The sequence below is a fragment of the Limosilactobacillus reuteri subsp. simiae genome, assembly GCF_020784875.1.
GTDB lineage: Bacteria > Bacillota > Bacilli > Lactobacillales > Lactobacillaceae > Limosilactobacillus > Limosilactobacillus reuteri_H.
The window spans coordinates 45,068-68,082 of record NZ_JAJGUI010000102.1; the positions used below are offsets into that span (position 1 = coordinate 45,068).

The 23,015-nt window shown below is 39.3% G+C and carries 24 protein-coding genes, 1 other RNA gene and 1 other annotated feature; of the genes, 3 read left to right on the top strand and 22 right to left on the bottom strand.

The window, feature by feature from the left end; all coding sequences use genetic code 11:
* Window positions 1–9 precede the first annotated feature (9 nt).
* The 3 genes from LMC10_RS05605 to LMC10_RS05615 are packed head-to-tail and all read right to left on the bottom strand — an operon-like array spanning window position 10 to window position 2,966.
* Window positions 10–975, bottom strand: coding sequence for a ketopantoate reductase family protein (locus tag LMC10_RS05605; RefSeq protein ID WP_229269153.1), 966 nt, complete (start codon window positions 973–975; stop codon window positions 10–12).
* Window positions 976–988: 13 nt separating this feature from the next.
* Window positions 989–2,167: a pyridoxal phosphate-dependent aminotransferase gene (locus tag LMC10_RS05610; protein WP_229269154.1), complete on the bottom strand. Its 1,179-nt coding sequence runs from the start codon at window positions 2,165–2,167 to the stop codon at window positions 989–991.
* A 13-nt stretch (window positions 2,168–2,180) separates the two neighbouring features.
* On the bottom strand, window positions 2,181–2,966 hold the full coding sequence (locus LMC10_RS05615; RefSeq protein WP_229269155.1) for a carbon-nitrogen family hydrolase: 786 nt from the start codon (window positions 2,964–2,966) through the stop codon (window positions 2,181–2,183).
* 38 nt (window positions 2,967–3,004) lie between these two features.
* Window positions 3,005–3,247, bottom strand: a binding site (T-box leader).
* A gap of 309 nt (window positions 3,248–3,556) precedes the next feature.
* Between LMC10_RS05615 and proB the strand changes: the two genes are divergently transcribed.
* The 3 genes from proB to proC are packed head-to-tail and all read left to right on the top strand — an operon-like array spanning window position 3,557 to window position 6,392.
* The gene (gene proB, locus LMC10_RS05620; protein ID WP_229269156.1) at window positions 3,557–4,345 is read left to right on the top strand and encodes a glutamate 5-kinase; all 789 of its coding nucleotides are present in this window, start codon (window positions 3,557–3,559) and stop codon (window positions 4,343–4,345) included.
* Between the two features lie 11 nt (window positions 4,346–4,356).
* Window positions 4,357–5,601, top strand: coding sequence for a glutamate-5-semialdehyde dehydrogenase (locus tag LMC10_RS05625; protein WP_229269157.1), 1,245 nt, complete (start codon window positions 4,357–4,359; stop codon window positions 5,599–5,601).
* 17 nt (window positions 5,602–5,618) lie between these two features.
* The gene (gene proC / locus LMC10_RS05630) at window positions 5,619–6,392 is read left to right on the top strand and encodes a pyrroline-5-carboxylate reductase (protein ID WP_229269158.1); all 774 of its coding nucleotides are present in this window, start codon (window positions 5,619–5,621) and stop codon (window positions 6,390–6,392) included.
* Window positions 6,393–6,507: 115 nt separating this feature from the next.
* Here the strand turns inward: proC and tsaD are convergent, their stop codons facing one another.
* From tsaD to tadA, 19 genes are all read right to left on the bottom strand, one after another.
* Window positions 6,508–7,539 (bottom strand): tRNA (adenosine(37)-N6)-threonylcarbamoyltransferase complex transferase subunit TsaD, encoded by a 1,032-nt coding sequence (tsaD, locus tag LMC10_RS05635; RefSeq protein ID WP_229269159.1) that lies wholly within the window; start codon window positions 7,537–7,539, stop codon window positions 6,508–6,510.
* An 18-nt stretch (window positions 7,540–7,557) separates the two neighbouring features.
* Window positions 7,558–8,112, bottom strand: coding sequence for a ribosomal protein S18-alanine N-acetyltransferase (gene rimI / locus LMC10_RS05640; protein ID WP_169472717.1), 555 nt, complete (start codon window positions 8,110–8,112; stop codon window positions 7,558–7,560).
* Window positions 8,096–8,821, bottom strand: coding sequence for a tRNA (adenosine(37)-N6)-threonylcarbamoyltransferase complex dimerization subunit type 1 TsaB (gene tsaB / locus LMC10_RS05645; RefSeq protein ID WP_229269160.1), 726 nt, complete (start codon window positions 8,819–8,821; stop codon window positions 8,096–8,098). The genes rimI and tsaB overlap by 17 nt, the downstream gene beginning before the upstream one ends.
* Window positions 8,822–8,966: 145 nt before the next feature.
* Window positions 8,967–9,962 carry a UDP-glucose 4-epimerase GalE gene (galE, locus tag LMC10_RS05650; RefSeq protein ID WP_003670504.1) on the bottom strand — a complete coding sequence of 332 codons (996 nt, stop codon included), beginning with the start codon at window positions 9,960–9,962 and terminating at the stop codon, window positions 8,967–8,969.
* A gap of 110 nt (window positions 9,963–10,072) precedes the next feature.
* The gene (locus LMC10_RS05655; RefSeq protein ID WP_229269161.1) at window positions 10,073–11,044 is read right to left on the bottom strand and encodes a Ppx/GppA family phosphatase; all 972 of its coding nucleotides are present in this window, start codon (window positions 11,042–11,044) and stop codon (window positions 10,073–10,075) included.
* 3 nt (window positions 11,045–11,047) lie between these two features.
* The gene (locus tag LMC10_RS05660) at window positions 11,048–13,291 is read right to left on the bottom strand and encodes an RNA degradosome polyphosphate kinase (protein WP_216577686.1); all 2,244 of its coding nucleotides are present in this window, start codon (window positions 13,289–13,291) and stop codon (window positions 11,048–11,050) included.
* Window position 13,292: 1 nt separating this feature from the next.
* Window positions 13,293–14,807, bottom strand: a complete 1,515-nt coding sequence (locus LMC10_RS05665) for an exopolyphosphatase (protein ID WP_229269162.1) — start codon at window positions 14,805–14,807, stop codon at window positions 13,293–13,295.
* Between the two features lie 165 nt (window positions 14,808–14,972).
* On the bottom strand, window positions 14,973–15,734 hold the full coding sequence (locus LMC10_RS05670; RefSeq protein ID WP_229269163.1) for an acyl-[acyl-carrier-protein] thioesterase: 762 nt from the start codon (window positions 15,732–15,734) through the stop codon (window positions 14,973–14,975).
* A 9-nt stretch (window positions 15,735–15,743) separates the two neighbouring features.
* Window positions 15,744–16,610 carry a 16S rRNA (cytidine(1402)-2'-O)-methyltransferase gene (rsmI, locus tag LMC10_RS05675; protein ID WP_229269164.1) on the bottom strand — a complete coding sequence of 289 codons (867 nt, stop codon included), beginning with the start codon at window positions 16,608–16,610 and terminating at the stop codon, window positions 15,744–15,746.
* 8 nt (window positions 16,611–16,618) lie between these two features.
* Complete coding sequence (locus LMC10_RS05680; protein ID WP_003676322.1) at window positions 16,619–16,969, bottom strand: DNA replication initiation control protein YabA; 351 nt, start codon at window positions 16,967–16,969, stop codon at window positions 16,619–16,621.
* A gap of 10 nt (window positions 16,970–16,979) precedes the next feature.
* Window positions 16,980–17,993 carry a DNA polymerase III subunit delta' gene (holB, locus tag LMC10_RS05685; RefSeq protein ID WP_229269165.1) on the bottom strand — a complete coding sequence of 338 codons (1,014 nt, stop codon included), beginning with the start codon at window positions 17,991–17,993 and terminating at the stop codon, window positions 16,980–16,982.
* Window positions 17,994–18,007: 14 nt separating this feature from the next.
* The gene (locus LMC10_RS05690) at window positions 18,008–18,331 is read right to left on the bottom strand and encodes a cyclic di-AMP receptor DarA (RefSeq protein ID WP_003670516.1); all 324 of its coding nucleotides are present in this window, start codon (window positions 18,329–18,331) and stop codon (window positions 18,008–18,010) included.
* Between the two features lie 19 nt (window positions 18,332–18,350).
* Complete coding sequence (gene tmk, locus LMC10_RS05695) at window positions 18,351–18,992, bottom strand: dTMP kinase (RefSeq protein ID WP_003670519.1); 642 nt, start codon at window positions 18,990–18,992, stop codon at window positions 18,351–18,353.
* Between the two features lie 9 nt (window positions 18,993–19,001).
* On the bottom strand, window positions 19,002–19,250 hold the full coding sequence (locus LMC10_RS05700; protein ID WP_003670521.1) for a YaaL family protein: 249 nt from the start codon (window positions 19,248–19,250) through the stop codon (window positions 19,002–19,004).
* 4 nt (window positions 19,251–19,254) lie between these two features.
* Window positions 19,255–19,857 (bottom strand): recombination mediator RecR, encoded by a 603-nt coding sequence (gene recR, locus LMC10_RS05705; RefSeq protein ID WP_003666331.1) that lies wholly within the window; start codon window positions 19,855–19,857, stop codon window positions 19,255–19,257.
* 3 nt (window positions 19,858–19,860) lie between these two features.
* The gene (locus LMC10_RS05710; RefSeq protein ID WP_003666329.1) at window positions 19,861–20,169 is read right to left on the bottom strand and encodes a YbaB/EbfC family nucleoid-associated protein; all 309 of its coding nucleotides are present in this window, start codon (window positions 20,167–20,169) and stop codon (window positions 19,861–19,863) included.
* A 20-nt stretch (window positions 20,170–20,189) separates the two neighbouring features.
* Window positions 20,190–22,025 carry a DNA polymerase III subunit gamma/tau gene (gene dnaX, locus LMC10_RS05715; protein WP_229269166.1) on the bottom strand — a complete coding sequence of 612 codons (1,836 nt, stop codon included), beginning with the start codon at window positions 22,023–22,025 and terminating at the stop codon, window positions 20,190–20,192.
* 139 nt (window positions 22,026–22,164) lie between these two features.
* Window positions 22,165–22,262: signal recognition particle sRNA small type (gene ffs / locus LMC10_RS05720), an RNA gene on the bottom strand.
* Window positions 22,263–22,297: 35 nt separating this feature from the next.
* Entirely contained in the window at window positions 22,298–22,810 is a 513-nt protein-coding gene (gene tadA / locus LMC10_RS05725; RefSeq protein WP_229269167.1) for a tRNA adenosine(34) deaminase TadA, read from the bottom strand.
* Window positions 22,811–23,015 lie beyond the last annotated feature (205 nt).

Consider the following 23,015-nt stretch of genomic DNA (forward strand, 5'->3'; position numbering starts at 1 on the left):
ACAGTCCCTTTAGTTTTGTCGGAATTTACGAGTATTTTCTGCAAGGTGAACTAAATTACGTAAGAAGTCATGAGTAGATGCCTCATAGTTATACTTTTTACCTAAATCATAAATATATCCATTAATGTAATCTACTTCTGTTGGTCGATTTTTACTCATATCTTGGTACATCGATGGATAATGAAGCGGGTTGGTAACTTCACTAACATATTTAATCGTTTGCCACTCCTCTCCACGGGTGCTTAAGAGCTGAATACCAGCCCGTTCGGCAACATCGAATGCTTCATTAATTAACTGTTTACCAAGCTTTTCTGCACCATCATAATCGATAAATTGCCCCATTTGAATCTCAAAAAGCGTGCAGATCGTATTAATAACAGAATTAAAAACTACTTTTGTTAGGAGAGTACCATAAAAATTATCATTAAGATGAGGATTAATATTCGCCGTGGTAAAGTCCTCAACAATTTGTTTTACCCGCTCGTCAGGTTCGCCGACTTGAGGAGCTAAGTTGATCGAACCAGCACCAGGTTTACCAATAAAGTCCACATCCCCCGCCTTATTAAGGACCGTGCCAATTAAACAAGTTCCGGCCACGACATGTTCTTTAGGAAAATATTGGTTAATTTTTTCAATATGTCCCATGCCATTCATCCCGGAAAAGACATATTGATGGTCAGGACGGAAGAAATGGGCACTGCGTTGTAACAAATCACTAAGCGTCATCTGTTTGGCAAAAATGATAAACACATCTGGATCACCATCATATTCTTCTGGTGAGTAAATATTAATCGGGACAAGGTGACGATTTTCATGGTCCCGAGAAACATAAACCCCACCCTGTTGTTTAATGGTTTCAACTTGGGGAGCCCAGTTATCAACAAAATCAACCTTAGCGCCAGCCAGTTCTTGAAGCAATACGCCAAATCGCAGACCCATTGCCCCTGCACCTAAAACCGTATATTTCAAAGCCATAATCTTTTCCTCCTTAATTAAATAAATTCAATTTAGCAATCCGCTCAACGGCTTCCGTTAATCGTGCTGGCTCAATCAAAAGGCCAATCCGCACATAACCTTCACCATGTTTACCAAAGCCATTGCCGGGTGCTACTGCCACGCCGGCTTTGTCTAATAATAAGTCTGCAAAACTTTCACTGGTATAACCCTTTGGAACCGGCATCCAAGCATAGAAAGTACCCTGGGGAGTAAATGCATGCCAGCCAATTTTTTCCGCCGCATTAATAAAGGCATTCCGTCTTTCTTCATAACGACCAACAATTTCTGTAATTGCCTCATCACGCTGCGGTAGCGTCAAGGCATCAATAGCAGCTTCCTGTAAGGCGGGAAAAAGGCTAACAAATAAATGGTCTTGAATTAAGTTTAAGGCTTCAATAATATCTGCATTACCAACTGCAAATGCGATTCGCCATCCTGCCATGTTGAACGTCTTAGAAAAGGTATAAAATTCAATCCCCACATCTTTAGCGCCTGGTGTTTCCATAAAGCTAACTGGAGCTTGACCATCAAAGCCAATTGCGCCATAGGCAAAGTCACTAATAATTCCCACATGGTACTTCTTGGCCCACGCCACTAATTTTCGATAAAACTCAGGAGTAGCTACAGCGCCGGTAGGATTATTAGGATAGTTAAGATAGAAGAATTTAGCACGTTGCGCCACCTCTTCAGGAATTGCCTCTAAGTCTGGCAAGAAGTTATTTTCTGCTAATAATGGCACTGTTTCAAAATTAACTTCTCCTAACGCTGCTCCTGATAAGTAATCTGGATAGCCAGGATCAGGAAGCAGGAAAGTGTCACCGGGATTCATCAATGCCCATGGCAATTCTACAAGCCCAATCTTGGAACCACCCAAAATTGCTACTTCTTTTTCTGGATCAAAATCAGCTCCATACTTTTCTTGGTAAAAATTTGCTGCCGCTTCCTTAAACGCTGGCAACCCTCGAAATAGTGAATACTTATGAGTTTGCGGATCTGCTACCCATTTTTGCGCGCTCTTAACAATATAAGCTGGCGTTGGCTTATCAGGATTTCCTTGGCCAAGATTAATAACATCAACTCCTTCTCCTATTTTTTTATTAACCTTGGCAACTAAATTGGCAAAAAATTGTTTCGGTAAAGTGTCTAATAACTTAGATTGTTCAAAATTCATCTTTTCCATCCCCTTAATGATAAAGACTTGGTCGGCGATCCTTAAACACCGGAATCGGCCCCCGAACCTGTGCTAACTGTGCTAAGTCAATTTCTGCATAACTTACTTGTTCAACTTCTCCTGCATCATGAATGACCTGCCCAAGCGGATCAATTACTAACGAATGACCATTAAAGCTATTCGCTAAATCCGTCCCAACACGATTGACCGCGACTACAAAGGCTTGATTTTCAATTGCCCGTGACTGAAGCATTATTTTCCATTGTTTAATCCGTTTGCTTGGCCATTCTGCCGGAAAATATAAGATATCAGTTCCATAACGAGCGACTGTTCTAATCCATTCAGGGAATCGCAGATCATAACAAATAAAACTTGCACTCGGAACCCCAGCTAATTTAAAGTGATTTTCTTTTTGCCCGGCTTTTAGATATCGGTCTTCATTCATTAGTCCAAATAAATGCACCTTATCGTAACTGCTAATTAGATTTCCCTTTTGATCATAAACATAGGTTGTATTAAAAAAAGATTGTCCACATCTCACCGCTACTGAACCACCGACAATGTTAATTTGATTTTCTAACGCTAACTCACTAAGAAATTTTTGTGTCTTTTGACCGTTTTCATCTGCCAAGTCTGCTAATTTATCTAAGGCATAGCCAGTATTCCACATCTCCGGTAAGACAACGATATCTGCATGGTGACTAGCGGCTTCTTCAATTGCTTGTTTAGCTTTTTGATAATTTTCGGCAGGATTTCCTAATTGAATATCAAGTTGAGCTAATGCAACTTTGCGTCTCATCACTTTCACCTCCATAAAAAATACCCGTCCTTAACTTAAATAAGGACGAGTATTTTCGTGGTGCCACCTTAATTTACTATCCACTCACATGAATAGCCTCAGGAAGTTCATAATAAACTTCGATACTTGATAACGGATATCAGCCGACAAGCGCTTAGTTTTTCCTCACACTTATTGTATTTTTTAAGACCATCTTCAAAGCAATTTGTAATTTTCTTCCACCACCCGAAAACTCTCTTAATACTACATTGCTTTTACTCTTCTTAAACGACTAATATTTAATTGTTGCCCGTATTCTAATTTATTTTTAATTATTTGTCAATCTTTTTCTAATCAATATTCAAAAATAATTAGTCTTGACAAAAGCTTAGTCTTCCAATTAAAATTTTAATTGTAGATAAAAGTAGGTCAGTCCAGGAACGATAGCCATCGACTGCAAGCTATCGCCAGTACCGAAGCCCTGCTACAACTTTAATATATTCTAATAATAAAATAATTTAAAAGTGTAAAGTGCGTCTTTAAACGAGAATGGTACCGCCATAATTGGTGTCTCGGTTAAGGGCGCTTTTTGTTTTCTGAAAGGATTTTCTATGACTCATAAAATACAAAAAGTAGTTGTTAAGATTGGCACGAGTAGCCTTGTTCTCCCTAATGGAAAAATCAATTTACGAACAATCGACCAACTCTCATTTGTTCTCGCTACATTAAACAATCAAGGATACCAACTTATTCTTGTTTCCTCGGGAGCAATCGGCGTTGGTCTTGCAAGTTTGGGATTAACAGATCGTCCCGCCGAAATAGCACAACAGCAAGCCTTAGCATCTATCGGTCAGGCTGCTTTAATGCGGATCTATTCGCAACGATTTTTAGACTATCAAACGCACGTCGCCCAACTTCTCCTTACCCGTGATGTGCTCACTTATCCTGTCAGTCGCCAGCATACGCTTAATACAATTAATACTTTACTTCAGCAAAATGTGATTCCAATCGTTAACGAAAATGACCCCGTGTCAGTTGATGAGCTTGATCATTACACTACTTTCAGTGACAATGATGAACTCTCTTCCCAGGTAGCTATTGCCATTGACGCTGACGAACTAATCATTCTTTCGGATATCGATGCCCTTTATGACAAAGATCCGCATAAATTTCCTGACGCACAAATCATTAAAGAAGTTCCATTCCTAACGCCGGAAATAGAAAACGTCGCAAGCGGTAGCAGCACTAGGTTTGGAACAGGCGGAATGGTAACTAAATTACGGGCAGCTGCCACAATGATGCAAGCAGGCAAACAAATGATTTTATGCAATGGTCGTGACCCTAAAATTCTTTTTGATATTTTTGATGGTCATACTATTGGTACTCATTTTGGAAAATAGGAGTGATGATAATGAACCAAGACTTAATCGCAATTGGAAAAAGAGCTCAAAATGCTGCAAATAAACTAGCTTTAATGAACACTGCTACCAAAAATAAGGCATTGCTTCAATTAGCAGATGATTTGATCAAAAATAAAAAACAAATTATCGCTGCCAACCAACAAGATTTGGCCGCTGCTACCCAGATGCCAACTAAATTTACGGATCGTTTGATGGTCAATTCCCAACGTATCGCGGACATGGCTAATGGTCTCCGGACAATCGCCGACTTGAACGATCCCACTTCCCAAATCGATAAGGGGTGGATTACCAAGGATGGGTTGCAAATTCTGCAACGGCGCGTACCATTAGGGGTAATTGGCATTATCTTTGAAGCACGACCAAACGTAACTGTAGACGCGACCGGCCTCACGTTTAAGAGTGGCAATGCAGTTATTCTACGGGGCGGAAAGGAAGCTATCCAGACTAATACTGCCTTAGTAAAAATTCTTCGCGAATCATTGCAAAGTCAACATTTACCAGTCGATGCGGTTCAGCTTATTACCGACACTAGTCATGCGATTGCTGATGAAATGATGAATCTCACTGACTACATTGATGTCTTGATTCCACGGGGCGGCCGGGCCCTTATTCAGCGGGTTGTAACAACAGCTACGGTCCCAGTTATCGAAACCGGTGCTGGCAATTGCCACATTTACATTGATAAGGATGCCGACCTAACAATGGCGACCAATATTACTGTAAACGCAAAAGTACAACGGCCTTCTGTATGCAATGCCGCTGAAAAATTACTTATCCACCACGATATTGCCGCTGAATTTCTTCCTGTTATCGCCAAAGCTTTAATGGAACATGGCGTCCAATTACGCGGTGACGAAACGGCTTGCCAACTAGTATCAACTATCCGCCCCGTTACCGATGAAGATTGGGATACAGAATATAACGATCTAATCATGGCCGTAAAAATTGTTGATTCCCTCGATGATGCAATTAGCCATATTAACCACTACAGTACTCATCATTCAGAATCAATCATTACAAACAACATTACCCGGGGACGCTATTTCCAACAAGCTATTAATTCTGCCTGTGTTTACGTTAATGCCTCCACGCGATTTACTGATGGAGGAGAATTTGGCTTTGGTGCTGAAATTGGTATTAGTACCCAAAAGCTTCATGCTCGGGGACCAATGGGATTACAACAATTAACAACAATCAAATATGAAATTACCGGTAATGGGCAAATTCGGAAATAATTTAGGAGGTTTTTTAGATGAAAATTACAATTATTGGTGTCGGAAATATGGGAAGCGCAATTATGAAGGGATTAAGCCGTACGCAAAATTTTACCCTCAGTGCGATGAACCCTGTTAATCCGCGTGTTACAAGCCTTGCCGAGAAGCTCGAGTTTAAACTCGTTAATACAAATAGTGAAGTAGTTAACCTTACGCCCGATATCGTAATTTTGACCACCCCGGCCCCTATTACAACCGTAGTCGCTAAAGAATTAGCCGTCCTTAACGATCACACTATTTTTATCTCTGCCGCTGCTGGAATTACTCACGAAGACTTAGCAAAAGTGCTTCCAAATAAAGAAATTGTTAATATTATTCCCAACACACCAGTTGAAGTTAATGCTGGCACAATTGGTCTTGCCTTACCAACCGGAATTTCTGCTGAAGCAATTTCAAAAGTAATGAATGTTTTAGATAGTCTTGGCGATGTCATCGAAGTTCCAGAACGACAACTAGATATAATTGGTGTTATCGGTGGCTGTGGTCCTGCATTTGTTGATGTGATGATGGACGCAATGAGCGATGCCGCCGTCAAGCATGGCCTCGATCGTCAAACTGCATATGAAGTTATTGCTAGTATGGTAAAAGGTACGGGAACACTAGCCTATGATAGCAAGCTTGCTCCAGCATTATTACGTGATCAAGTAACATCACCAGCAGGTACAACAATCAAAGGCGTGGAAGCATTGGAGAAAAATGGTTTCCGTTACGCCATGATGGATGCCGTTGATAAAGCAAATGGTGAAGCATAAACCGTAAAAGAGAGCTGCAGTTACGTTCATAAGAGATGAAGAGCGCAGTATAATAATGGCCTCCAGCGTCCGGTTTTACCGAACACTGGAGGCCATGACTGTTTAGTTATGGTTATTATTTATTCTGAATTCGATCAAACATCAATCCCGGTACTGCATTTAAATCTAATCCTGCACGGTCGCCATGCTTGTAGTTAACATAACCAGCGGCCCCAATCATTGCAGCATTGTCACCACATAATTTCAATGGTGCTTGCAACATCGGTACATCAGGATGAAATTTCTTCATGTCATGATCTAAACGAGCACGGAGACCATGATTTGCAGCGACCCCACCAGCTAAAATCAGTTGCTTTACTGGGTAATCATCTAACGCCCGCATTGTTTTTTCGGCAAGCACATCAATGACACTTTGTTGGAAACTGGCTGCAAGATCATATTTATCTAATTTTTCCCCACGTTGGTCTGCATTATGAACTGTATTGATGAAGGCGCTCTTCAGCCCACTAAAGCTAAAGTCATAATTATCTTCTTTTTCCATTGCTCGTGGGAAATCAAAAGTATCGTTACCCTTAGCTGCCCATTCATCAATCGTTTTTCCTGCCGGGTAATTGACTCCCAACACGCGACCAATTTTATCATAAGCTTCACCGGCAGCATCATCCCGTGTTTCACCAATAATTTGGTATTCATGTTCAGATGGCATATAAACTAATTCCGTATGTCCACCGGAAACTAACAATGCCATTTGTGGATATTTGAATTCCCCAACATAGCGTGCGGCATAAATATGACCTGCCATGTGGTTAACCGGAACTAACGGCAGGTTATGAGCCCATGCGATGGTCTTTGCTGCTGTCACACCAATTAATAATGACCCGACTAATCCTGGACCGTATGTTACTGCAACAGCATCTAGGTCATCATAGCCTACATCCGCTTGCTCTAAAGCTTCATTTGTACACTTGGTAATTTGTTCAATATGATGTCGACTAGCTACTTCTGGTACTACTCCACCAAAACGTTGATGGCTATCGATTTGCGTTGCAACAATATTGGAAAGGATTTTAGTTCCATTTTCAATTACGGCAACACTTGTTTCATCACAGCTTGATTCAAACGCTAAGGTTAATGTGCGTTCTGTCATAATAAAATACTTTCACCTCTACCTAAGTAAGTTTGCTTGCATATCCACGGCATCTTCGTGATTATCTAAGTAATAACGTGGTTTAATATGCTGATTGCGAAAGCCTAAACTTTCATATAAGCGACGAGCTGATACGTTATGCACTCGTACTTCTAAACTCAGCGAATGTAATTTTAAGTGCCGGGCATAGTTTTTGGCAGTTGAAATAAGATACGTTCCAATTCCTTTATTTTGGTAACTTGGTGTAATGCCAATATTCGTAATATGCAAATCATAATGATACCAATCAATTGCCGTTCCCATAAAGCCAACAATCTGCTGGTCATCCTCAACAACTAAATATAGTCGATCACACGGCCGTTGGAGTTCAATGCGGAAAGCAGCATAACTCCATGGTGCTTTTCCATAGATTCTTTCTTCAATTTCTACCAAGGTTTGAATATCTTGTTCCTTTGCCATCCGGACCATGTATTGATGACCAGATATCATTACTATTCGTCGTGTAAAGTCAAGGATCGGTCGTTTAGTAGGATTGGTCGTATTGATAAACCATTCTTTAAACTTCTCGAACATAATTTTTTCTTTTTTCTCCAGGATGAAGTTTTTGCCAATTAGCCTCTGCTTCAGTAATTCGTAAATAATGCGGAACAAAGGGGTTAATCTCTTTAACCGGTTCCTTCATTTTACCTGCAAGAGCTAATTGATAAGTTGACGGAATACTATAAGATCGTGGCAAAAGGGTCACATTAGCTGGTAATTGATCATATTTGGCTTGAATTTTATCGGTCATATGACCTACCAAAACAACTTGTTGATCTAATTTTGCAAGTTGATTAAGCAAAACATCAATCCCTAGATGTTGATCTTCTATTTTATTTACTAACTCGCCATTTTCCCACTGGTAAGCACCAGTAAATACATTTCCTCGTCGTGCATCAAAGAAAGGAACAATAATTGCTGATGATGTTGGAACTACATTACGTGCTAATACTGCTAGGCTTGATACGCCAACTAAGTCAATTTTTTCTGTATCAGCCAATACTTTAGCTGTTGTAACTGCAATTCGTACTCCCGTATAAGATCCTGGTCCCTGTGCAACCACTACCCGATCAATATCTGTTGGCTGCCACTGAACTAACTCAAATAACTTACTAATTGCCGGCATTAAATAAATACTATGATTGCGAACCATATTAAGGGTCGTCGTTGCCAACAATTGCTCATCTTCAACCAACGCTACGCTCATTGGGTGGTTGGATGTATCGATGGCTAGAATCTTCATCTTTTATCAATCCTTTCAATCATCTTACATCTTATCACACTGGATCCGCTTTGACTTCTCTTTTAATTTCTTTTGTTTATTTACGACAAAACAGGCCCCAGCAAAATTTTTACTGAGAGCCTGTTTGTTATTTTAAAGCCGATTATTAGTCGCGATCATCATAACCCTTTGGATGGGTTGAATGCCACTTCCAAGCAGTTGCAATAATGTCGTGAACATCATCATACTTAGGACTCCATCCAAGAACATTCCGAGCCTTATCACTAGCAGCAACTAATGAATCTGGATCTCCTGGACGGCGTGGTGCCATTTTAGCTGGAATAGGTTTACCAGTAACTTCTCGAGCTGCTTCTAGCATTTGCTTGTTAGAGAAGCCAGTGGATGAACCAAGGTTAAAGGCATTACTCTTGTTACCTTCCTTAAGGTACTTAATAGCAAGAATATGAGCATCTGCTAAATCCATAACATGGACATAGTCACGAACATTGGTACCATCTGGTGTGTTGTAGTCATCCCCAAAGATACTCAATTCATCACGCTTGCCTTGCGCAACTTGAAGAATAATTGGAACTAAGTGCGTTTCTGGACCGTGATCTTCACCGATCGTACCATCTGGGGCTGCCCCGGCAACATTGAAGTAACGAAGGGCAACAAACTTAATACCGTAAGCTTTATCAGCCCAAGCCATCATTTCTTCCATCATTAACTTACTCAAGCCATATGGGTTAATTGGATTTTGTGGGTCCGTTTCCTTAATTGGCATGTGTTCTGGAACCCCATAAGTAGCAGCGGTTGAACTGAAGACAATATACTTAATATCATGATCATGCATTGCTTCAAGCAAAGTAATCATTCCGCCAGTATTGTTATCAAAGTACTTCAATGGCTTACTCATTGATTCAGGTACAATTGAGAAAGCAGCAAAGTGAACAACTGCAGTAATATCTTCATTGTCAAAAATCTTATCTAAGAATTGACGATCACGAATGTCACCCTCATAAAACTTAGCCTTGGGATTAATCGCATCCCGGTGACCTGTCGATAAGTTATCAGCAACTACTACATCTTCACCATTTTCAATAAGATCTTTTACCATATGGGAACCGATATATCCGGCACCACCAGCAACTAAAATTGACATCTTGTTTCCTCCTTGCTCCAACTAAAGCTTTCATAGTGATTGTAGCACAATTTTACTGTTTCCAATTAGTAAAATTTAGTAAAAATAAGTAAAATTTTTAGCGGATAATTTTATAGTGAGGATTTTAATTGATCAAAATTAATTTGCTGCTCAAGGTACTTAAATAATAAACCTTCTCTTAATCCACTATTGCTAAAGCAAATCTCATTAATTGATAACTGTCGGACAAGAGAGATAAGGGGGAGAAGTCCTCCAACAATTACATCTGCTCGCACTTTCGTAATTCCACGGATTCCTGCCCGCGTCTGGCGATCCGCTTCTAATAGCTGCCGCATAATCAAAAAGGCTTCTTCTGAACGCATTGTTAGCCCATGAACTGGTCTGACTTCATCAGGATTAAGAGCTTGTTGCCACCGATATACCTTTGCTAATGCACGGTTACATCCCCCGAGTGCCACAATTTTTGTTTCCCGCATCCGATTTAGCCATAATTGTTGAGAAAGAACTTCATCAATTTTAATCATGGCATCAAATAAATCAGCTGGATTAATTTGATCTTCAAGGTGGTAGGTTTGCGAAATGCTAACTGAACCGATCGGAATACTAATCGCTTCTTCTGCTTCCCCATTATTTACCGAGATTAATTCCATACTTGCTCCTCCAGTATCAACAATTATTCCCTTATCAATCGGAAGAGTCTGATTAACACCAACATAGTCAAGATATGCTTCTCGTTCTCCACTAATTACATGAATTTCAAAGCCTGTTTCTTGCTTGACCTTCTCAAGAAATTGCAGTTGATTTTGTGCTTGACGAACCGCAGCAGTCGCCACCGCAATAATTGTCAATTTCTTATTACGGTATCGATCACAAATTGTTCGAAATTCTTTTAGGGCATCAATAGTCCGCTTTACAGGAGCTGACTTCAACATTTTTTCTGGCCCCATATTAGAAGCGAGGCGAACATATCTTTTTTCATATTGAACCGTTTCAAAGCTCCCGTTATCTTGAATTTTTGTTATTTTAAGCCGAACTGAATTTGAACCTAAATCAAGAATTGCAAGGTACTGCTCATTGCTCATAAATTACTCATCCTTTCGCTCATCTAAATGAAGATTGGGAACATGGCGAGTTAAAGTTTCAAAAACAGAAGAAAAATGTTTTTTTGCTTTCTTCTCCTTTTTCTCACGCGCATTCAATTTCATTGCTTGTTTAACAAAGTATTCTTGTGAACTGAATGGTGCGGCATCACCACGATCAATCCGTTCGTAATGATCTCCTACTAACCGTCGAGCCTTGACATTATCTTTCCACATAACGTCAAAAATATGAATTGCATGAGCTTTTGTGTCTGGCTGGGTAACGGGGTACAATTCTTCAACTCGCCGATTAAGATTTCTCGTCATCATATCGGCACTTGCGAGGTAGACTTCCTCATGACCATTACTCTTAAAGTAGTAGATCCGGGAGTGTTCAAGGAACCGCCCAATAATCGAATGAACCTCAATATTCCCATGCAGTTCTGGCAGATCGTTCCTTAAACAGGTAATGCCTCGAATTAATAACTCAACCTTAACTCCACTAGCAGCGGCTGCGTATAGGCGAGCAATGATTTGCTTGTCCGACAAGGAATTCATCTTCATCCGAATTAACGCAGGATTACCATTTTTGGCATTTTCAATTTGCTCATCAATTTTTGCATTAATAAATGTCCGGATTCCATCAGGAGATACCCGTAATTCATTGAAATAAGCTGGTCGTGCAAAACCTGACAGCATATTAAACAGGTTCGTCATATCAATTCCCAGCTCATGGTCACAAGTAAACAATCCCATATCGGTGTAAAAATGAGCTGTTACGTCATTATAATTACCAGTTCCTAGGTGCATATAACGCCGCAACCCATCTTCATCACGACGGATAACCAAGGCAACTTTACAGTGCGTTTTAAGGCCAACTAAACCGTAAATAACGTGACATCCCATTTGTTCAAGCCGTTGTGCCCATCGAACATTATTTTGTTCATCAAACCGCGCTTTAACTTCAACTAAAACCGTTACTTGCTTACCCTGTTGCGCGGCCATTCCGAGATACTTAATAATCGGTGAATTACCAGAGACCCGATAAAGAGTCATCTTGATTGCTAAAACATCTGGATCAATGGCTGCTTGATGGATAAAGTTAACCACGGCTTGAAAATTATCATAAGGATGCTGCATTAAGTAGTCCTTTTGGCGAATTGAAGAAAAAATATTATGGTCCATATCTAACGCTGGATTGAGGTATGGCTTATATGGCGGATAGCGCAAGTCATCATGACCATCAACCATCCCCGATAATTTTTTCAAGAAAGTTAAATCGACGGGACCATCTACTTCATACAGTGACCGTTCACTTACATGCAGATTATCAATTAACTGATCCTTTAACCATTCATCGATTGAAGCAGGCACTTCTAGGCGCATCACCTGTCCATGCTCTCGTTCCCGCAATTGCCGTTTGACTGCCCGGAGCAAATCAGACGTATCTTCTTCAGCCACATCTAAGTCCATATCCCGCATAACTCGATATGACGCTGTAGCTAAGATCTCGTATCCTGGAAAAAGCGCGCTCAGAAATTCAGTAATGATTTCATCAATCAAAATGAAGCTATTTTCTCCTGGTAACCGGACTAACCGCTTATAAATTTCTGGAACACGGACTGTTGCGAATTTGATATCCGCTTCTTGACGATCATCATGTGGTTCCATTTGCGGACGATGAACTTCTTGATCCCCTTCTAGAATTTCCTCTGCAACTGGTTCACTTGTTGAACGGATTTGCCGCCGTAGCTGAACAGCAATATTTAAAGAATTATTGGAGATAAAAGGAAAAGGACGTGAGGCATCATCCGCCATGGGAGTCAAAACTGGCATCAGCTCATCATTAAAGTACCGCCGAATAAATTCATATTGTTTCTCGTCAAGTTTGGGAACATGGAGAATATGAATATTATTTTTAGCAAGGTCTGGGATGATTTGCTGATTGTAAACTTCATACCGTTGCTTAACCATCCGGTGTTCTTTTTCATTTACTGCATCCAACTGCTCTTCTGGAGTTAGACCAGACGCATCAGTAGTAGTAACATTGGCAGCAGCAAGCTTATGAAGCGATGCAACCCGCACCATAAAGAATTCATCAACATTGCTTTGAGTAATTCCCAAGAAGTTAGCACGTTCTAACAAAGGATTAGCAGTATCAGTTGCCTCTCCCAGTACTCGGCCATTAAAGTCAATCCAACTCAATTCTCGATTAACATAATTCTGCGGCTTATAAAACTCCTTATACATCTTAATGATCGCTCCTCTCAGTTAAGACCGGTTCAATTCCGTATACATCCTTAAATAGTTGTGATTTTTTACTAAAAGACCATTTTTCAAGAACAAGGTCATCATTGGCTGTTGCTTTAATGATTAAGCGGCTATCTCCTACCAGCTTCAATTTAATACTTGAAATTTTTTGCAGCCGCGAATCATCTAATGCATCCACCAATCGTAAAATAGCAGCTAATTTTGCTACTGGCATCTGGATCTCATCATCGAGATGGCGGTAATGAGCTTGACTAATATCTGGAGACTCTGCACTATGATATCTTGCCACTTCAGCAATAATCCGGTTATCTTTATCCGAGAGCCCAATTAGGGGATTAGCCTCCATAATATAAGCAGAGTGGCGGTAGTGTCCTCGTTGATTAATAAAATTACCAATGTCATCAATTCTACTAGCAATTTCTAATAATAATCGCTCATGTTGACCAAGACGATGAATTGGGCGTAATTGATCAAAGAGTTGGAGTGAAAAGCGCGTTACAAAATCCCGATGAGCTGAATCAACACCATACCGTGAAGAAATATTGTCGGCAGCTGTTCTGATCATTTCATTAATTTGCCGTCTCGTTTTAGGATTATCAACCCCAATTCCATGGGAAATCCCATCCATCGTTGAAATATCAGTTACGTAAAGGCCTGCTGGTTGAATTAAGCGCACTGTTCGCGCCGTTACTAAATAATTTGGTAATAATAATTCAAATTGTTGGTCATCAATCTGAATATTTTTCATTAAGCCATCTTTTACTGGCGATAAAATCTTTTGGTAATCATCATGAAATTCATTTAGGGGAACTTCCGCGATCTGCTGATCATTTGGCAAAAACAATTTATTGAGTGAGAGGGCATTTTGCACCATCATTACTGTATGCTTTTTCTTTGTCAGTTCTGGTGTTAAGTACTCTAATTTACTACTAATATAATCTTGGATAATTTCAGTTGGATTGGTAGCAGTTTTTCGGAGACGCCCCACCAACTGACTGATTTTTGCATTACCAAGATCAATATCCCATGCCCGTTCAAAGCTTCCATGGTGAAAATAAGCTAAGGTAGTCGAGCTAAGACCGATACTTAGAAGATACATATTGTGTTTACTAAGTTTTTCAAAATCTGGTAGCAAGGTTAAAAGGTAACTCATCGACTGTGCCATTAGCTGGTTATTGTTTAGCCATTCAATCTTTAATCCTGTCCGAACTTCTAACTGGTCGGCCACATACCTAGTTGCAACTGGGTCAAGATCTTCTAAATCGCCATAAAATTTAACTGGGGTTGCCTGGTAGTCATTAATAATCTGCTTAAATCCTTCAATATTATTAACAATTGCAGTCATATTTTCCGAATAATTAGCAACTTTAGCGTTTCCGATATTTAGAAGGCCCGATCGAACATTATTTATCGCTTTTAAAGTAGGTATCTCAATGATCCGTAAATTAACCTGATCGGGTTCGAGGTAAATAATCGCCGTTAAAGATCTTTTCACGTCAACTCACTCCTCATAATTACTACTATTCATAGAATACCATCTTCCTTTAAATGTCTCTACATTAAACCATTTAAGATCTTTTCGTCTAATATTTAGGACCAAAATAAAATAGCAACTAATTTCCTGCCTAGAAACCAGTCGCTATTATTCATTGATTAATTTTTAATACCATTCTATCTCAGCAATTGCATCAATCTGCTTATCAACACCAATCTGGTGGTAAGTTACCGTTCCATCATTTGTTTGAAGCTTATTAACTTTACTTTCCACAATTTCCCCATTGCGTACCTCTTGAAGATACTGCAAATTAAATCTTTTTATCTGATTTTCTCGTAAAAAATCACGGCCAAGAGGATCAAGAAGCCAATCAAAGTAACGCGCATTATTAACATGGTGATTAGCATCAAGGTCAAAATAACGAACTTGATAATTTTTCTTTATTACCGAAGCATTTTCATCCAATTTTTGAGGTCGCTTTAGACGAGGAATTCTTTTCGCAACAGGAGCATTAAACGGTTCAATTAAAGCTGGTGGAATTGATTGCATTCGCCGCGTCTTTAGATTCATAAACACAAAAATCGACCTAATTCGTGCATATTCAATCTGGTGTTCTTTATCCGTTATCCAAAAATCACGAACAGCAAAAAAGCGGTTATAGGAAACAGCTTTTGTTCCTAAAATAACTGTTTCGCCAAAAGAAGGTTGCTTTGCGGAAAGATGTCCTTCATAGCCGCTTACTACCCATGTACCGCCAGTAGATTGTATTTCTTCAGTTCCCATTCCTAAAGACATACTATGCTCATCAGATACCATGGAAATCATACTTAATATCATGCTTAGGCTTGGATGACTTGTTTCATCACACTCATAATATGTTAGTAAGTGCGGCATTTCAAATGTTTGTGCTTCTTGCTTTAACTCCATATTTTTCTCCTACAATTGATGATATTGTTTATATAATTCCTGGCGTTTTATATTATTTTTCTTTGCCACCAGCTTAATCGCAGCATTAGTGGAAAGACCATTTAAGATTTCCTTATCAACCTGTTCTGTTAATGGTAATTCAATATCATTATCTGTCTTCTCTGTCGGGTGTTCATTCCCGGCTACTAGAATAACGAATTCTCCTCGTGGTTGATGATCTGCAAACCAGGCAGTTACTTCAGCAAGCGTTCCCCGGGTAAACTCTTCATAGCGTTTAGTGAGTTCCCGTGCTAAAACAACTCGCCGTTCATTACCGAAAACTTCCGCCATCGTAGCTAAAGTCTTTTTTAAGCGGTGTGGAGCTTCATAAAAGATCATCGTTTCTTCACGCTCTTTTAATTGCTCCAACGCCGCTACTTGTTGCTGATGCTTACGCCCTAAAAAGCCAAAGAAGTAAAATGGCTGGGGAACTAACCCCGAAGCGATAAGAGCCGTCAATCCTGCATTAGCTCCTGGAAGCGGGATTACTGGCAATCCTTCTCTAACTGCCGCCGCTACCAATTCCTTACCGGGGTCAGAAATCGAAGGCATCCCTGCATCACTGCATTGGGCAATCGAATAACCAGCTTTTAATTTCTCAATCAATTCCGGAACACGTTGTTCAGTATTATGCTCATGAAAGCTAATTTGACGGGTTGATATATCAAAATGGTTTAATAGTTGCTGAGTATGACGCGTATCTTCAGCAGCAATCAGATCCACTTCTTTTAAGGTTTTAATTGCACGAAAAGTCATATCATCTAAATTTCCAATTGGGGTTGGAACTAAGTATAAACTTCCTGATTGGTGATCATTAAAACTACTAATTTGCTGCATACTATCTCCTATTTTGTCATTCCTTGTTCATGTCCGAATATTGCATCTAAACAAAAAGTACAAGATTCATTAGGCTCAAGACGTTTACCATAATACTCACTGCAAACATGAAAACCCTGTTGGTAAAGCTCTTTTAAATTTTGCCGTGATCCAGATAATTGATTTTCACTATGATGTGGTTGCTTTTCTTTAATCATCTGACGCAAATGCTTATTTTCAATTGAAAGTTCCACATTTTCCTCAGAAATAGCAATAATTTTTGCCTGCAACTGCTCCATTTTATTAACCAAATCCTGGGTCTGGTTCATCACCTGCGCAAATTGTTCATAAAGATTATCTGAACTATATTCTTCACTCATCTTTTCGCCCCTAACTAATGCTTAAAACCTGCACAAGCCGAATCGTCAATTGTTCAACAATATTTTGAAAGCTAATATTTTGTTCTAACATGTGACGAGTTTCCAACGTTAACTGACTAGCCGCTAACAATTGTTGAGGAGAGTATTTTCTAACTACTTCTCCCATTTCTCCTAAAATATTATTAAAGTGAAGGCGGTTGGCAACTGTAATTCCCGAATTTACCATTAGCGTATCACGCCAGATTAAGGTAATTAGGTCCAAAACTACTTGTTGTTTATCCCGGTCGGTAGCTACTTTTTGTAGAATTGTCTGAACATCAACGAAGCCTAACATCCCATTTCGCGTCGTATCTTGATACCACTGAATGACTCCTTTAATCGCACTCTCAAACCAATTATCTTCTTGCCACTGTTCAATCATTGCGACGGAATCTGTAATCCCAACAGCAATCTGTTGCTGAGATGATGGAATATTATGTTCAGTTAAAACTGTTAACAATGCATCTCGTTTTAATGGTGGCAGTTCAATCACCTGTGTTCGTGATCGGATTGTTGGTAAGACCGCACTTTTATTAGTCGTTAGCATAAAAATATAAACGCCAGTCCCCGGTTCTTCAATAAACTTAAGAAGACTATTTGCTGCACCATTTGTCATTTTATCAGCATCTTTAATAATAAAAATTTTCTTATTGCCTTCTACCGCACTCTTAGAAAATTCTGCTTTTAAGTGACGAATCTCATCAACCTTTATTTGGCGACCTTCTGGAGCAGCATAGACAATATCAGGATGGTTCCCAGACAGGATTCGCTGACACTCGGCACAGGTTAAGTCTGGTTCATTGTCCTGGGGATGAAGACAAAATAACCGTAACGATAACCATTGAGCAATTGACATCTTTCCTGAACCGCCTGGCCCAACAAACAGATAGGCATGAGCAAGTTCTTTATTTGATAATATTTTTTGAAAACGAGTAATTATTGCTGGTTGTAATTTTTCTGCACGTGTTTGTCCCTGTTCAGCCAACCATCTTCACCTACTTAAAATTTAATGAAGTCTTCTACTGGTAAGACAAAAACAGTTGCCCCACCAATCTTTACGTTGACAGGAAATGCTGAACCTCCTTCAACATCCATATGCATTTGCGATGTAACGTATTGTTCACGTGACTCAGCATTCTTTTTAATTACTGACAATACTTCTTGAACTCGTTCATCTTCAATTCCAATTAAAAATGTCGCATTTCCTTCACGAAGGAAACCACCAGTTGTTGATAATTGAGTAACGTGAATATCAGCTTTATTAAATGCTTTTCGTAAACGATTGCTATCTTTTGATTGAACAATTGCAATAATCATTTTCATTATTAATCACCCTTTTTTATTAAAACAAATCTGAAAAACGGTCATGAATTGTTGCTTTTACATCCTCAATCACTTTTTCCAGTGGCTGACTTGCATCAATTAACTTTATCCGTTCTGGATAATTCTTGTAAAGTTTCAAATAAGATTGACGAACAGTTTGATGGAAAGCAAGCTTTTCCTTGTCTAATCGATTAATTTGATTAGAACGATGCTCAGCAATCCGTCTTAAGCCAATTTCAGATTCGATATCAAGGTAAATTGTCAACGACGGCATTAACCCATCAATCGCAAACTGATTAATTTGCCAAATCTCTTTTTCACCAAGGCCACGACCAGCTCCCTGATAAGCGATGGAACTATCTACAAATCGATCACACAGAATAACTTTGCCTGCTTTCAACCCCGGAATTATTTCTGAAACAATGTGTTGCCGACGAGCAGCAGCAAAAAGCAATGCTTCTGTCCGCCCATCCATATCGGTATTTTGACCATCAAAGAGTACCTGGCGAATTTGCTCAGAAATCTTATTACCACCCGGTTCACGAGTATACATAACTTTTTCTGTGCCAAGCTGATCTTCCAATTGTTGTTGAATCTGTTGGATTACACTTGTCTTGCCAGCTCCATCTGGTCCCTCAAATGATATAAATTTACCGTCCATTTCTCTCTCCTAGCGATCAATTACTCCATCATTTAACGTCCCGTGAACTTTAAACTTACGAGCAATTTTATATAGGTATAAAAATTTTTGCTCTTGAATCCGGGAACGGTAATGAAGTTCACTATTAACGTTTGCTTCATATACTGCTCGTTCAGTTTCACGTGCATGATCCCAACTGGCTTTCGTAGAATATACCGCTTCTAACAGGCGCTGATTCCGTTCACGTTCCACTTCTTTAGTAGGCCGCTTAAAAAACATTTTCTTACATCTCCGTTCGCCCTTGAACTGCTTTGAATAATGTCATCTCATCAGCATAGTCAATATCTGCGCCAACTGATAACCCATGTGCCAACCGAGTAACCTTAATTCCTGCAGGCTTAATTAGCTTGGCGAGGTACCCAGCCGTTAACTCACCATCTGATGAAGCATTAGTTGCAATAATAATTTCCTTTACTTCATCATCTTTCTTTAACCGTTTAAGTAAACTTGTAATATTAATATCTTCTGGGCCTGTTCCTGCAACTGGGGAAATAACTCCATGAAGGACATGGTATAAGCCATGATATTCATGCATCCGTTCCATTGCCATAACGTCTTGTGACTGCTCAACAACTAGAATTTGCGAATGATCACGGGTCTTATCGCGACAAATTGGACAAGGATCATCTTCAGTAATATTGCCACAAATACTACAGTTATGAAGGTCTCTTTTAGCAGATAGGAGAGATTTAGCAAAGTTCGTTACATCATCTTCTTGCATACTCAAAGTATAGAACGCCAGGCGAGTTGCAGTCTTTTGCCCGATTCCTGGCAACTTAGTATAGCTTTCAATTAATTTTGCTAATGGTTCTGGATATTGGATCACTTTTTACAACCCCATACCTTGCGTATATTTACCAAGCTTTTGTTGAGTAGCATCATTGACTTGTTTCATTCCGTCTTTCACAGCAGCAATTACCAAGTCCTGAAGCATATCAATATCATCTGGATCAACTGCTTCTGGCTTAATCTTTAAGTCAATTAATTGATTATCCCCGCTAAACGTAGCAGTTACCATATCATCCGGTGCTTTTCCAACAAATTCCTGTTTAGCAAGTTCTTCATGTTCAGCCATCATTTTCTTTTGCATTGCCTTAGCTTGCTTCATCATTTGTTGCATATTCATTCCACGCATCATAATATCATCCATCCTTTTTCTTAATTATCTTCTACTTTAACAATATCACTACCAAATAACTTCTGTGCTGTTGCTACTTGGTTATCTTCTTGAGGCGACTTTTCTTCAGTTAGTGTCTCATCTTCTGGGGGTAGCGGTGGTTCCTCCATCGGTGCTGGTGTGGCCGCAGGAGTTTGTCCGCTTTCTTCAGTAGTTTGCGGCTTTTGTTTAATAGGTTGCGACTTTTGCTGATTCTTACCAAAACCATGATCCTTGATAAAGTCTTGCCGAATTTTCGGCCATTTATCCTTAGGTACAAAAACAACTTGCCGTTCATTCCCAGTTAAACGTTGCAGAGCACTTTCCATATTCTCTAACAACGTTGTATCATCAGCTGCTTGTTGGAATAAGAACGGATAATCAAAAGCAACAATTATTCCCGCGGCACTAGCGGCAACCGGTTGTGAAACGTGAAGTAAGGACCGTTGCGGCACCGACAATAGATTCAACATATCTCCCCATAGCTCACGAACATTTATTAAATCTTGACGAGTCGCATTTTCTAACACTGGGTAAATCTTATTGAGATTAACCTGCACTTTCTTTTGTTGTACTCGTGGTTGCTCATTTTGTTGCCGAGGTGATGGTCGACTAGTCTTTACCGGCGCATTCTGCAACTGTTTCACTGTTTGTTGCAATTGCTGTATCTCTTGTTGTAATTTTTCAATCGTCTTAGTAGCTTCAGTATTTGTATCCGAAGAAACTGCTGGTGCCGATTGAATATTCTTTTGTGGTTCGATTTGTGCAAGTTTTATTGTAAGGACTTCCAAATACACATCCGGATGGGTCGTAAAACGCATCTCTTCTTGAATATTATTTAGTTCATCGATCATTTGGTATAAGGTCGCTGAAGAAGCAAGTTGGACTATTTCTTCAAAGTCTTCCTGCTTTAGTCCTGTACTTTCAACACTAATCAAGCTTGGTGATTCTTGGTATAACAAAATATCACGAATAAAGGAAATCAAGTCCTCAATGAACCGCTGACCATCTTTTCCCTCATCCAAAATATCTTTCATGGTATCAAGAGCAGTCGCCCCTTCATGCTTACTAATTTCCAAAAAGTACTTCTTTAATAATTGTTTAGTAACACTTCCTGTAACTAATAAAGCATCATCCAACTTTACCTCATTATCACTGAAAGAAAGAACCTGGTCAAGGATACTCAACGCATCCCGCATTCCTCCTTCAGCGGCATTTGCAATTACCCATAATGCTTTCTCATCATAAGTAACTTCCTTTTGATCAAGAATATATTTCATCCGATTAAATGCATCTTCTGCTGAAATTCGTCGAAAATCAAATCGTTGAACCCGCGAAATAATTGTTAAAGGAATTTTATGAGGTTCTGTAGTTGCAAGGATAAAAATCACATTGGCTGGTGGTTCTTCAAGCGTTTTTAGCAATGCATTAAAGGCCCCTGTTGAAAGCATGTGAACTTCATCAATTATATAAACTTTGTAATCCGCTTGGGTAGGGGCATATTTTGCCTTATCCCGAATATCACGAATCTCTTCAACCCCATTATTAGAAGCCGCATCGATTTCAATTACATCATTTAATTGCCCGTTCGTAATTGCTTTACAAATCTCACACTCATTACATGGTTCGCCATCCTTAGAGTGATGACAATTAACCGCTTTAGCAAAAATTTTTGCTGCTGAGGTTTTACCAGTACCACGTGGACCAGCGAACAAGTATGCATGGCTTATCTGGTGAGTGATAATGGCGTTTTTTAGAGTTCTTGTAACAATCTGTTGACCGACAAGATCATCGAATCGCTGTGGTCGCCAGACACGATATAATGCCTGATAACTCATCGCCAGACTCCCTTTCTGAATTTAAAATACTATAAAATATTATACAAGGAATTAATCACATAAAGTAGTTAAAATACATTTTAATTAAAATTTAAAAATAAAAAAGACCCGCAATAAACCATTACGGGCCAGCTTAATTATCAATAAAACTTAGAGCACAAGGTATATCATACTTAGTGCTGCTTCCTTCCAGACCTGACACGGTTCGTAAGCATACCCTTGCTCTAAGGCCTTACGGCAAATAGTATAATACACTATTTTTATTTAAATTACTAGGGGTTAGCCTTATTTTTTCGTCGGGCCTCTTTCCGGCGGCGACGAATTTCCCGGAAAAAGTTTTTTAACATTTGACTACACTCATCCCCTAAAATACCAGAATGGACATTAACTTGATGATTTAAACGGGAATCATTTAGTAAATGGTATAAGCTATCAACTGCCCCGGCTTTCGGATCAGCAGCACCATAATAAACATTTTTTATTCGTGCGTTGATAATGGCGCCGCTACACATGATACACGGTTCTAACGTAACATATAAGTCACAGTCCTCTAAACGCCAACTTCCTAAATTCGTGCATGCTTCCATAATCGCAAGCATTTCTGCGTGATAGGTAACATCTTGAAACTTTTCACGCATATTATGACCACGCCCAATTACCTGGCCCTCGTGGACAACAATCGCACCAATTGGTACTTCATCTAAAATTCTGGCTTGTTTTGCTTCTGCAATCGCCATCTTCATAAATTTTTGTTGTTCAGATAATGATGAATTGATTTTTTCCATTCTTTTTCTCCAAGCACTTAAAATTACCCTGTTGTTCAGTGTATAATAATAGATTAGTTTTTCAAATTAATTTTATTAATCACCTGCTTAAGTATTCTATCAAAAAAAGTTTCACAGGTGTTAATCACCAGTTCAAGCACTATATATTGTGTTTCACTATTTTTCAAGCACGAAATATAGTGCTTTTTTAATTGATTTTTTCTAA

Coding starts and splice junctions, on each gene's coding strand:
- LMC10_RS05660 (WP_216577686.1), bottom strand. CDS start 13,291: ATGTATAAGGAGTTTTATAAGCCGCAGAATTATGTTAATCGAGAATTG.
- LMC10_RS05680 (WP_003676322.1), bottom strand. CDS start 16,969: ATGAGTGAAGAATATAGTTCAGATAATCTTTATGAACAATTTGCGCAG.
- LMC10_RS05670 (WP_229269163.1), bottom strand. CDS start 15,734: ATGGAGTTAAAGCAAGAAGCACAAACATTTGAAATGCCGCACTTACTA.
- LMC10_RS05610 (WP_229269154.1), bottom strand. CDS start 2,167: ATGAATTTTGAACAATCTAAGTTATTAGACACTTTACCGAAACAATTT.
- LMC10_RS05710 (WP_003666329.1), bottom strand. CDS start 20,169: ATGATGCGTGGAATGAATATGCAACAAATGATGAAGCAAGCTAAGGCA.
- tmk (WP_003670519.1), bottom strand. CDS start 18,992: ATGGACGGTAAATTTATATCATTTGAGGGACCAGATGGAGCTGGCAAG.
- proC (WP_229269158.1), top strand. CDS start 5,619: ATGAAAATTACAATTATTGGTGTCGGAAATATGGGAAGCGCAATTATG.
- LMC10_RS05615 (WP_229269155.1), bottom strand. CDS start 2,966: ATGAGACGCAAAGTTGCATTAGCTCAACTTGATATTCAATTAGGAAAT.
- rsmI (WP_229269164.1), bottom strand. CDS start 16,610: ATGCAGCAAATTAGTAGTTTTAATGATCACCAATCAGGAAGTTTATAC.
- rimI (WP_169472717.1), bottom strand. CDS start 8,112: ATGTTCGAGAAGTTTAAAGAATGGTTTATCAATACGACCAATCCTACT.
- galE (WP_003670504.1), bottom strand. CDS start 9,962: ATGTCAATTTTAGTTGCTGGTGGTGCCGGATATATCGGTTCCCATATG.
- LMC10_RS05655 (WP_229269161.1), bottom strand. CDS start 11,044: ATGAGCAATGAGCAGTACCTTGCAATTCTTGATTTAGGTTCAAATTCA.
- proB (WP_229269156.1), top strand. CDS start 3,557: ATGACTCATAAAATACAAAAAGTAGTTGTTAAGATTGGCACGAGTAGC.
- tsaB (WP_229269160.1), bottom strand. CDS start 8,821: ATGAAGATTCTAGCCATCGATACATCCAACCACCCAATGAGCGTAGCG.
- LMC10_RS05625 (WP_229269157.1), top strand. CDS start 4,357: ATGAACCAAGACTTAATCGCAATTGGAAAAAGAGCTCAAAATGCTGCA.
- tadA (WP_229269167.1), bottom strand. CDS start 22,810: ATGGAAAAAATCAATTCATCATTATCTGAACAACAAAAATTTATGAAG.
- tsaD (WP_229269159.1), bottom strand. CDS start 7,539: ATGACAGAACGCACATTAACCTTAGCGTTTGAATCAAGCTGTGATGAA.
- dnaX (WP_229269166.1), bottom strand. CDS start 22,025: ATGAGTTATCAGGCATTATATCGTGTCTGGCGACCACAGCGATTCGAT.
- LMC10_RS05690 (WP_003670516.1), bottom strand. CDS start 18,331: ATGAAAATGATTATTGCAATTGTTCAATCAAAAGATAGCAATCGTTTA.
- LMC10_RS05700 (WP_003670521.1), bottom strand. CDS start 19,250: ATGTTTTTTAAGCGGCCTACTAAAGAAGTGGAACGTGAACGGAATCAG.
- LMC10_RS05605 (WP_229269153.1), bottom strand. CDS start 975: ATGGCTTTGAAATATACGGTTTTAGGTGCAGGGGCAATGGGTCTGCGA.